This is a genomic window from Nocardia kruczakiae NBRC 101016 (assembly GCF_001612965.1).
Taxonomy (GTDB): Bacteria; Actinomycetota; Actinomycetes; order Mycobacteriales; family Mycobacteriaceae; genus Nocardia; species Nocardia kruczakiae.
Window position 1 is genome coordinate 34844 of sequence record NZ_BDBL01000054.1, and the last position, 10656, is coordinate 45499.

The following is a 10656-nucleotide window of genomic DNA, read 5'->3' on the forward strand; positions in this document are numbered from 1 at the left end:
CACTGAGCGTGGTCGGCTCAATCCTGCCCCCGGATCCCGCCGGAGTCAACCAGAGACTTGAGCCGCTTGCACTCAACCTTGCGTCGAACAGCTCAACGAGCGGGGCAGACGGTTCATTCCCGCCGGGGCGAAGAAATTTTCCGCCCCGGCGGCGATCACCCGGCCGGGTATCGCGATACGCGGATGACCAGGTATTTCGATCTCTGCGAGCTCAGCCGGCGGCGGCGAGCACCTGATCGGCGAGATCCTTGTCGAGACTCACCCGGACCAGGGCGGCGGCCAGTTCCGCGTCGTGACCGGAACGGCCCAGGCGATCGAGCCGCTGCGGATCGGTCGACAGATGCAGGAGATCGGCGCCCTTGCGGGCCCGGTCGTCGAAATGCGGGCGCACCCAGGTCCACACGTCCTGCACCTCACGCAGGAAGATCTCGGCGCCGGTCGGGCCGATGCCCTTGAACTGCTGCAGTAGTTCGGCCAGCCGATCCGGGTCGCGGTCCGCTTCGTCGGCCAGTTTCCGCAGATCGCCGTGGTAGCGGTCGAGCAGGATCGTGGCGTTCTCACCGAGCCGGGTCGCGGTCGATTCGTCGTAGCGGCGGTAGTGGCCGCGTCCCAGCGCGTCGACGAGGTCCTGCCATTCGGCCTCGGCGACGCGCTGCGGGGTGCGGTAGCCGCTCGATCTCAGTTCGCGCGCGGCGGCGACGGCGATATCGGCGGTGATCCGCGCGCTCATCAGTTGAGCCAGCACCAGGAGCTGGAACAGCGGAGCCGGTTTGTCGGCGAGGGAGATTCCCGCCTCCGCCGCATAGGTGGTCCCCGCTCGGTCGAGCAGTTCCCGGGCGATCCGATCCTCGTTCCCGCTCATCTGCGACACCCCACTTTCGTCGACCTGGCGATTCACTTCCCGGCTAACCCGGGACGCGCGGGTGAAACCCGCCGGGGAGGACGGGGTCGGCGTTCACTGCCTCACTGCTGGGATTTGTAGACCACCAGCGGTTCGCCGGACGGCGCGACCACCAGGTGCCCACTGCGGGCGCCTTCGGTGAAGATCGTGACGGTCGGCGGGTGGTCGGGTGCGGAGCTGTCGCGACCGATGATCAGATGGCTGACCTTCGTCTGCGGAGATCCGACGGTTTGCGGAGCGCCGGCCAGCAGTGCCGCCAACTTCGGCACATCGATCGTGCCGAGGTCGATCGGCGCGAGTTTCGGATCACGGCTGCTGGTCGTCCAGGTGTCGAATTCGCCCTTGTAGGAGGCTCTTTCGGTGGTCGACGGATCCCCCGGGCGGGGCCGCTCGATCGAGGCGTGCTCCGGCATCAGCGTCACGTCGTCGGCAAGCAGATCGCCGTAGTGCCGGCGGTAATCGGAGAGGAACGCTTCGATGCCGGCGGCGGTGGTCATATCCGGCGGGGTGTGGTCGGCGAGCGGGCCGTCGTCGCTGCTCACCCAGCCGCAGAACATTCCGATCAGTGCCGCGGCCGCCACGGCACCACCGGCCACTATCCAGCGCCTGGACCGGCGTCGCCGCGCCGGGCGCACGACCGGGGCGTCGACCAGATTGGCCGGAATCTGCAGATCGCCGATCACCTTCTCCACATCGGCGAAGGTGCGGGCGCTCATCGCCGCGGCGGTGCGCCGCTGGTGATCGCCATCGGAGAGCTGGCCGTCGTCGCGGGCGGCGTCCAGCAGTGCGCAGGCGTCGACGCGATCCGAATCACGTACGCGCAGAGTACTGTTCGCGGCGCCGGAGGACGCGCCGGTACGGCGGGATGTGTCGAAAGTTCCCATCGGCGGCACCTATGTGTGGAATGGATAGACGCGAATCGGATCGCCTGCGGGCGTGGCCTCCAGGTACGCGTTCTCGTTGAACGAATTGCCGACGTAGATGCTGATCGTCGGCACCTTGCTGATGGTGTCGATGCCCATGCCGATATGACTCACGGCGCCGCCGGGGACCTTCAGCAGCGGCACCGCCCGCGCGATCAGGTCACCGAGCGCGGACGTGTTCACCGCGGCGAGGTCGAAGATCGGCTTGTCGGCCGAACGGGTGGTGACGGCGGTCGACGGCATGAACCCACCCCGGTAGAGATAGTCGGCCACTCGATTCGGCTGGCCCGCCGAGGTGCGGTCGACCGAAGCATGATCCGGGAAGAGCGACAGATCATCGACGGTGGTGTCCCCGAATTTCGCGCGATAGTCGGCGCGGAACTTCTCGAAGCCGGCCACCGTGGTGAGGTCGGGCGTCTCGATCACCATGGGCCGCACCACCTGCGGCGCCGCCGCGGCCACCGGCTCAGGCGCGGGCGCGACCCGATGCGTCAGCAGATATCCACCCACCGCCGCGGCCGTCACGACCACCGCCACCGCGCCCGCGAACCACGCGGTCCGGCTCCGTATCCCCGCCCGCGGATCGATCGGCGCCTCGGCGGGGCGTTGCAGGTCCGCGGTCAATTCGGCCAGGTCGCCGAGGGTTTCGGCGGCCGCGGTCAGATCGGTGAGGGTCTGGTGTTCCGCCGCCGAGAGCTGGCCGTCGGCCAGGGCGGTGTCGAGGGCTCGGCAGGTTTCGGCCCGGTCGGCGTCGCGGGCCCGGATGTGCGCCGGATAGCGGCCCGTCCGCCGGGGCGGACCCGGCGGCTGCTTCCATTGCGCACCGCCCGCGGGCGGTTGCAGATCGTCGACCAGATTCCGCAGTTCGCCGACGGTCTTCGCGGTGGCCGCACGATCGGACCGGTCGTGATATTCGTCGGCGCCCAGTTGGCCCTCGTCGAACGCGGCATCGAGCAGGGTGCGCGCTTGAACTCTGTCCATATCGCGGGCCCGCATACTGCCGGGTGCGGGCATACCCGGCATTCCGGACCCAGAAGAGCTCACCACTGGATGGTAGCGACTCGACCTCCGCATCTCGGCGTGTCGGAGCGCGACCGGGGCGACCCCCGACCTCTGGGGTCTTTCCGGTCCCTGGGGTGTTCCTCCGCAATCCCGCTGAATCGGCACATCCCGCGCGGTACCGTGCGGATATGAAGGCCGTGGTGTGTTCGGAAGGCAAGCTGGACGTCGCGGATATCCCGGCGCCGAAACCGGGGCCCGGCCAGCTGGTGATCGCGGTGTCGCGATGCGGGATCTGCGGATCCGATCTGCACGCTCGTCTGCACTGTGACGAACTGGCCGAGCTCGCGGCCGTCACCGGTTATCCGAACTTCATGCGCTCCCATCAGCGTGTGGTGCTCGGCCACGAATTCGTCGGGGAGATCGTCGAATACGGCCCCGGCTGCCGCAAACGCTGGCAGCCGGGCACCCGTGTGGTGGCACTGCCGATCGTGCGCAACGGGCGCACACCCGAACTCACCGGGCTGTCGGAGCAGGCGCCCGGCGGCTACGCCGAACAGGTCGTGGTGCAGGAGTCCATGACGTTTCCCGTGCCCAACGGGCTGGCCACCGACCATGCGGCGCTGACCGAGCCGATGGCCGTCGCCTGGCACGCGGTGCGCAAGGGGCGAGTCGGTCGCAACCAGCCCGCGTTCGTGGTCGGGTGTGGGCCGATCGGCCTCGCGGTCATCAGCATGCTGCGCGCCGCCGGCGTGAAAAATATTGTCGCCAGCGATTTTTCACCGCGTCGGCGCGAACTGGCGCGCCGGTGCGGTGCGAACGTGGTGGTGGATCCGAATCTGGAATCGCCGTGGACGGCCAACCCCGCGAAGGGCCGCATCTCCGGCGTCACCGATATCCTCAATCTGGGTTTCGACACCATGACGCGACTGCGCAGCATCCCGAAACTGCCCTGGTGGTATCTGTTCCGCCTCGCGCACAGCCTGGACGCGGCGCCGGGCGGGCCGGTGGTGTTCGAATGCGTGGGCGTGCCGGGCATCATCGACCAATTGCTCACCGACGCACCGCCTTTGACCCGCATCGTGGTCGTCGGGGTGTGCATGGAAACCGACCGTTTCCGGCCCGCGATGGCGATCAACAAGGAGATCGAACTGCGCTTCGCCTTCGGCTACGACCCGGGCGAATTCCGCGACACCCTGCACATGATCGCCGACGGGAAGGTCGACCCGGCCCCGCTCATCACCGGAACGGTGGGGTTGGCGGGTGTCGACAATGCCTTCACCGCTCTGGGCAGTCCCGACCAGCACGCGAAAATCCTTGTGGACCCGTCGAGTTCACTGATCGACGTGTGATCGTTCAGCGGTCGAGCAAGGGGAACCGCCCGGAGTCCAGCAGGGTCGCTATCGCCTCCAGCCGGGCCGGCGGCAGCGCGTAATCCGGATGGGCCCGCAGGATCGAGGCGGCATCGTGCAGGCCGGCCATCTGCGCTTCGGCATCGGCCGCGCTGCGACCGCCGGGCGTCACCGGGTGACCCCCGAGGCCTGGCCTGCCGGGCCGCACCCGGCCCTGATCGACGGCGGTCCGCACGCGGCGTGAACATCGGCACGGGGCTGCCGGATTCGCCACCCCGCAGGTGGAGTCGAGGAAGTTGCCGAGCCGAGTTCTCGCCCGCTCCAATCGTTTCCGGTATGCGGGGGCGCCGATACCGAGAATCCACGCGGCCTCGGCCGAGGACAGTTCGAAGACATCGGCGAGGACGAACGCGACCCGCTCGTCACGAGCGAGACATTGCAGCATCGCCTGGCTGCAGACGAGCCGGACCTCCCGGGTGAGCACCGTTGCCTCGGGGCCCCGGTAGTCCTGTTCGGCCAGACCCTCCAGCAGATTGGCGCCGAAGCCGTCCAGATCCAGATGGGCCGATTCCTGCGGGCTGCGGCGGCGCTGATTCAGCAGATAGTTGACGCCGATGCGGTAGGCCCAGGTCGTCAGCTTCGCCTCGCCGCGCCAGCTCGCGAGATTGCCGACGGCGCGCAGCAGGATCTCCTGGACCGCGTCCTCGGCGTCGGACGGATTGCCGGTCATCCGTAATGCCAAGCGGTACAGAGGATCCTGCAACAGCCGCACCACCTCGGTGACGGCGGTGCGGTCACCGGCCACGGCGCGATCGACCAGGGCGGTCTCGGCCACCCGCTCGTCGGCGTCGTCAACGCTCATCGACCTATCGTGCGGTGCCGCGGACGGCACCGCAACGGCGCAGGTCATTGCCGTGTCGTCCGGACCTCGATCCGGGGTTCGGTGAGCCGCGAGTCGCGGAGCCAGGTCGCGACGGCCGCTCCGATCGCATCGGGACGGTCCTCGGGTGCGTGGTGTCCGGCCGCACCGATTCCGATGACCTCGACCGCGGCGAAGGTCTGCCGCGCCCATTCCACCGCGTCCGACGATCCGAGGCCGACGCCGGCATCCACAGCCATCACCAGCTTGGGAATATCCGGTGTGGAGGCCATCCAGCGGCCGTAGTTCTCCATGACGGCGGCGATGTCGGCGGGCTCCCCATCGAACGGAATCTCCCTCGGCCACACCAACATCGGCCGCCGCGACTCGGGCGTCGGATAGGGCGCGCGATACACGTCCAGGTCGGCCGGAGTCAGGCTGCGGGCGCCGAACGGGAGATTGAATTCGATGAACATGTTGTCGCGCAGGATCATCTGCTCGCCCTCCGGTGACCGGAACCGCCGGAACAGCTCCGCGCCCTGTTCGGGCATCTCGGCCCAGCGCAGCGGGCGTAGGAACGTCTCGAGTACGGCGACGCCGCGCACCCGGTCGGCATGCCGCGCGGCCCAGTCCATCCCCAGCGCACCACCCCAGTCGTGGCCCACCAGCACGACCTCCTCCAGTTCCAGGGCATCGAACCAGGCGTCGAGGTAGCGGGCGTGATCGGCGAATCGGTAGGCGATGTCGGGCTTGCCCGACTCACCCATCCCGATCAGATCCGGCGCCAGCACCCGGGTCAGCGGGTCGACGTGCGGAATCACATTGCGCCACAGATACGACGAGGTCGGGTTGCCGTGCAGGAAGACCACCGGAACCGGTCCGGTGCCGCTCTCGCGGTAGTTGACGAAGGAATCGAGAGTCACGACGGTCGGCATGATGTGTCCTCGGATCGTTGCCCGGCCGATTTTTCGGCCCTTACATCCGGTTTCGACACAGGACGGACGAGATTGTGACAGGCATCCACTGTGATGCGGGACACATCAAGGTAGATAGGGATCAGCGGGCGCGCGGCGGGCGCACCCGGCCCATCGGCGTGGTTTCCGGTTCCCGCAACTGGTCCACGATTCCCTCCGCACTCCGTGCCGCGGTCAGACAGGCCTCGGTGGTGAATCGGTCGGCCAGCGGATGGCGTGCCCGGCCACGCCACTTCCGCACCGCCGCCACCGCGTGCGCCTGCACTTCGCCGCCCGGAGCGTCCGGCGGCAGCCCCAGGCGCAGGTGCGGTGCCACCCCGGAACCGCCGATCAACCGGTACAGCTCGGTGACATCGTCCGCGGGCAGCGGCAATTCGTCGGTGCGCAACCGTCCGAGCAGACGCAGCTCGGCGAATCCGTGCACATCCGCCAACAGGCTGTTGATATGGGGCAGCAGGTCGTCGGCGCGCGTGCCCGGATGGGCGGCCACGATGCGCGACACCGCCGTCAACGCCGAATGTGCCTTCAGCTGATCGGCTCGCTGGGCGAACTGCACATCCAGCACCGTGCGCAGTTCGTCCACACCGCTGCGCTCGGCGAGTTCCCGTGCCAGCGTGGCGGAATCGCGCACACCCAGGCGGATCAGCGTCACCGCCATGCGAATGCCGAACAGGCCGAACCGGGCCGCGAGGTGCGCCCGCAGATCCGCCGGCACCGGTAGCGGCAACTCCGGGTGGGCGAATCGGTCCGCGGACAGCAGCGCGATGCTCAGATCGTCCACCGAGATCCGCGCCAGCGCCTCGAAGGCGTCGAATTCGCGCTGCCGCAGCGTCGCGCCGGCGAAGGCGAGCAGACCGGCGACCGGAATGACCGCCTGGCACAACCCGGTTCGTTCCAGTTCGGTGGCGAACCGGGCTGAGACCTCGCGCGCCGAATGCAGGGCATCGATGCGGCCGGCGCCGATCTCGTCGGCCCGGGAGACCACCCCGATCACGCCGAGCGGGCCCGAAACACCCTGCCGGGCAGTACCTCCGGCGCCGATGCGCTCCAGGAATCCGATATCGGAGGCGTCCAGCCGGCGCAGCAGATAGACGACCGCGTCGGCCTCGGGCACGGTCACCGCCGCATCCTCGTCGGGCGTCAGCAGGCGCGAGGTGCGCAGCGACACCTCCCGCGACAGCGACGACGTCCCCGGGGTGTCGATGATGGTGGTGCGGGCCAGGGTGGCGGCCGGCCACTGCACATCCAGATGGTCCACCTCGTGCGCCCCGGCGGCGCTCCAGCGCAGCGCCGACAGATCGAAACTCAATCCGTGCGCTCCGGGCAGGCCGTCGGCGCCGGGGGTGCGCCGCACCACCACATCGGCGCTCGCGCCGTCGGCGGCCAGGGCGCTCACCCGCGGCGCCGGGCCGTGGCGATACCAGGTCACCATACGGGTGCATTCGGTGGCATCGGTCGGCGCGATGTCCTGCCCGACCAGCGCATTGAGCAAGGTCGATTTACCCGCCTTGAGCTGCCCCGCCAGCGCGACCCGCAGCGGTTGGTCGAGACGGCGCGCACAGTCACCGAGCATCGCGGCGGGGCGCGAACGCGGCGCGTAGGCCTGGCGGGCGGCCGAAACCAACCGGCGCGCCTCCCCCACGATGCCCGGCGTCTGGTCGCTGACCTGGTAACTCACGCGTCGACCGTACCCGAGCAGTCTGGGAATCCCGGTGCCGTGGGGTTACGACTGCGCCCCGCGCGCATGACGTCCGGACGCACCCGCGGGCGGCAGCATCACATCGGCGTGACGTCGCAGTTCGGCTACCACGCGCAATTGCCGCTCGAGTTCCGCGCACCGCTCGGCGCGCTGGGCATTGGCCACTCCGGCGGCGTCCTGCGCGGCCTGCAGCGAATCGTTGATCGAGCGCAGGCTCCGGTCGGCGATGCCGGTGAAATGATCGCGCAGAATGCGATGGATGCGATGCAGCCGGTCGCGCGACTCCTTACCCGCCTCGAAACTCACATCGTCGAGGTAGCGGCGCACCGCCATCTTCGCCTCGCCGCGTTTGCGGGCCAGCCGCTCCCGCTTGTCGTCACGAAACGCCTTGCCGCCCAACAGCACACCCGCGCCCAGTGAGACCGGATTGATCAGGGCCAGGCCGGCGACCGTACTGGCCAGACCGATCATCACCATGCCGCCGTAGGAACCACGCATACCGACGAGCAGTTTGTGGCCGATGCCGAGATCCGGCTCGAGATCGGCCAGCGTCACGGCCGCCACCCGCGATTCCTCCAGCTCCGAACCCGACCGCACCGCGGGCAGATCCACCGCGCCGAACTCCAGGAAGTGCTCGGCCACCCGCTCGGCCAAGTGGATGGCGCGATGATGCGTCCACAGCAGATTGTCGCCGATGGCGGTGTCGGTCGTCTGCATCAGCCACTGTTCCAGTTGGTCCCACAGCCTCCCGGGGTCGTTCTCGTCGACCCACTCCTCGGCGGTTCTGCCGATGGCGCGCAACCGATCTCGCAGATCATGGTCGATATCGCCGGCCAGATCGGTGATGCCGTCGGCCAGCGTCTGCTGCCAGGTGGCGGTCCGGCGATGCAGCTCCTCGGCCTGCGCCTTGGCGGTGCGCAGTTCGCGAATGGCCGCCGCACCGCGTTCGGGGTCGCGCAGGGCGACGAGCTCGCTGCTCAGTGCCAACGCGAGATGCTCTGCGGCAGAGGAGATATCGAGTGCCACCGCGCGCTGCGCCGCCGCCTGATCCCGGGCGACCACCTGTTCCCGCAGGAAATCGAACAGCACACCGAAGCCGGATTCCCGGCCCAGCTGCTGGTCCTGCAGCCGCATGGCGTGACTGCGCAGCAGGGCCGACACCGGAATGATCGGCAGGACCAGGCGATTACGTTCCAGATGCGCCTGATCGGCCTGTAAGACCTGACGCCAATGCGGATACAGGTCGATCTTGCTGAGTATCAGGGCAACGGCGGGGCACAATTCGCGCACCTGCCGCAGGAAGTCGACCTCCGGTTCGGTCAGTTCGGTGGAGGCATCCGAGAGCACCAGCACCGCGTCGGCAGCCGGGGCCAGGGCGAGAACCGCCGCGGCCGTGGCTGTCGCGTGACCGCCGACCGGCGGCGTATCGATGACGACGATCCCGTCGGCCAGCAGCGGATTCGGCAGCTCGATCTCCACCCGCGCCACCCGGCCGTGCGGAGACTGCGGCGTGACGGTGTGAATATCGCTGAGCGGCACCGATATCCGCCGACTGTCCCGCTCGTCACCGGACGGCGTGGTGATGACGATCTCGGCCCGGGCCTGCGGGCCGTGGGCGAGCACGATCGGCACCCCGGTGGTCGCGTCGTCACCGACCGGGCTGATGTCGAGATTCAGCAGCGCGTTGACGAACTGACTCTTGCCCTGGTTGCCCAGCCCCACCACCACGATGCGGCGGCGGGGGTCGCGGATCCGGCCGGCCAGCACCTCCAGCCGGCCGACCAGATCGTCGCGATCGGCGGTGCGCGCGGCGGTGATGGTTTCGGCGAGAATCCGCGACAGCGGTGAGGCAGGCACCTCCGGGGCGGTGTTCGCCGCGACCACACTGCTCATTTTCGTTGCACCCCAACCTGTTCGGTACTTGTTCCGGTATTTCGCCGCTACCCTCAGTGCAGCAGTCCGCCGGTGATGTCACCGGAGGCGTGCGTATCGGTGACGGTCGAGGCATGGCCGGACGCATCGCCGAACAGGCTCGAATCGGTGTGACCGCCGGTGTCGAGCCCGCCGGACAGCGAGCTGTTACCGCCCGCCGCCAGGGTGGTGTCGATGCCGCTGTGCGCGGTTCCGCCGAGGGCGCTGTCCACACCGCCGCCGATCCCCGAGGTGCCGACGCCGGAGATATCGGTCCCGACACCACTACCGAACGCGTGCGACACATCGACACCGGACCAGGTGCCCGCGGCCGTACCGGAGAGCGCCGAGGAAGTATCCGTACCGGCGTGCAGCCCCGAGTCGACCGAGCCCGTCAGACCCGAACTCGCATCGGCACCCGCGTGCAATCCCGAATCCGCCGCGCCCGACAGCGAGCTCGACAAACCGCCCGTACCGTGCAGACCGGACTCCGCTGTGCCGGACAACGAGGTGCCCAGGTCACCTGCACTGTGCACACCCGACGCCGCGGTACCGGACAACGACGTACCCAGGTCACCTGCACTGTGGACAGCCCCCGCACCCGCGCCGGACAGCGAGGTACCCAGGTCGCCCGCACTGTGCACGGCCGATGCGCCGGCTCCGGAGAGCGAGGTCGCCAAGTCGCCGGCCGTGTGCACTCCCGCATCGGCCGATCCGGACAGCGAGGTTCCCAGCCCGGTCGCGCCGTTCACACCGGAGGTCGCCGCACCCGACAGCGAGGACGACAGATCCCCGGCCGCATGCGCACCCGAAGCCGCCGCCCCGGACAGATCGGCGCCGCTGTGTACCGCGCCGCCGAGACCACCCGACAACCCGGTCTCCAGCCCGGTAGCGCCTTGCGCCCCCGAGGCCACCGCCCCACCGAGCCCAGCTCCGATGCTCGTAGCACCCCCGAGCCCCACGGCAGCGTTCGCCGCACCACCCAGCGCACCACCGAGCCCGGCACCGGCGTTGGCCGCACCACCCAAGGCACCACCC

Annotated in this window: 9 protein-coding genes; 1 reads left to right on the plus strand and 8 read right to left on the minus strand. The window is 69.1% G+C overall.

Annotated elements, in window-relative coordinates:
* Window positions 1-211: 211 nt before the first annotated feature.
* The 3 genes from NK1_RS29515 to NK1_RS29525 form a co-directional block, all read right to left on the minus strand.
* Window positions 212-862 carry an HhH-GDP family DNA glycosylase gene (locus tag NK1_RS29515; RefSeq protein WP_036506546.1) on the minus strand — a complete coding sequence of 217 codons (651 nt, stop codon included), beginning with the start codon at window positions 860-862 and terminating at the stop codon, window positions 212-214.
* 101 nt (window positions 863-963) lie between these two features.
* Entirely contained in the window at window positions 964-1785 is an 822-nt protein-coding gene (locus NK1_RS29520) for a DUF1707 SHOCT-like domain-containing protein (protein ID WP_063906142.1), read from the minus strand.
* A 9-nt stretch (window positions 1786-1794) separates the two neighbouring features.
* Window positions 1795-2868: a DUF1707 SHOCT-like domain-containing protein gene (locus tag NK1_RS29525; protein WP_167354318.1), complete on the minus strand. Its 1074-nt coding sequence runs from the start codon at window positions 2866-2868 to the stop codon at window positions 1795-1797.
* Between the two features lie 146 nt (window positions 2869-3014).
* On the opposite strand from NK1_RS29525, the gene NK1_RS29530 reads away from it, so the two are divergent.
* Window positions 3015-4175, plus strand: coding sequence for a zinc-binding dehydrogenase (locus NK1_RS29530; protein WP_063014015.1), 1161 nt, complete (start codon window positions 3015-3017; stop codon window positions 4173-4175).
* A 4-nt stretch (window positions 4176-4179) separates the two neighbouring features.
* On the opposite strand, the gene NK1_RS29535 is transcribed toward NK1_RS29530, so the two are convergent.
* The 5 genes from NK1_RS29535 to NK1_RS35190 form a co-directional block, all read right to left on the minus strand.
* On the minus strand, window positions 4180-5037 hold the full coding sequence (locus tag NK1_RS29535; protein WP_063014017.1) for an RNA polymerase sigma factor: 858 nt from the start codon (window positions 5035-5037) through the stop codon (window positions 4180-4182).
* 44 nt (window positions 5038-5081) lie between these two features.
* On the minus strand, window positions 5082-5969 hold the full coding sequence (locus NK1_RS29540) for a haloalkane dehalogenase (RefSeq protein ID WP_063013995.1): 888 nt from the start codon (window positions 5967-5969) through the stop codon (window positions 5082-5084).
* Between the two features lie 121 nt (window positions 5970-6090).
* Window positions 6091-7686 (minus strand): dynamin family protein, encoded by a 1596-nt coding sequence (locus NK1_RS29545; protein WP_245660925.1) that lies wholly within the window; start codon window positions 7684-7686, stop codon window positions 6091-6093.
* 45 nt (window positions 7687-7731) lie between these two features.
* Entirely contained in the window at window positions 7732-9600 is a 1869-nt protein-coding gene (locus NK1_RS29550; RefSeq protein ID WP_063013997.1) for a dynamin family protein, read from the minus strand.
* Between the two features lie 53 nt (window positions 9601-9653).
* Window positions 9654-10656 (minus strand): autotransporter outer membrane beta-barrel domain-containing protein (locus NK1_RS35190; protein ID WP_501193609.1); only part of this gene is annotated, 1003 nt, incomplete at its 5' end.

Bases quoted from the DNA above. Each gene is read 5' to 3' on its own strand.
- NK1_RS29515 (WP_036506546.1), bottom strand. From the start codon at position 862: ATGAGCGGGAACGAGGATCGGATCGCCCGGGAACTGCTCGACCGAGCG.
- NK1_RS29530 (WP_063014015.1), top strand. From the start codon at position 3,015: ATGAAGGCCGTGGTGTGTTCGGAAGGCAAGCTGGACGTCGCGGATATC.
- NK1_RS29550 (WP_063013997.1), bottom strand. From the start codon at position 9,600: ATGAGCAGTGTGGTCGCGGCGAACACCGCCCCGGAGGTGCCTGCCTCA.
- NK1_RS29540 (WP_063013995.1), bottom strand. From the start codon at position 5,969: ATGCCGACCGTCGTGACTCTCGATTCCTTCGTCAACTACCGCGAGAGC.
- NK1_RS29520 (WP_063906142.1), bottom strand. From the start codon at position 1,785: ATGGGAACTTTCGACACATCCCGCCGTACCGGCGCGTCCTCCGGCGCC.
- NK1_RS29535 (WP_063014017.1), bottom strand. From the start codon at position 5,037: ATGAGCGTTGACGACGCCGACGAGCGGGTGGCCGAGACCGCCCTGGTC.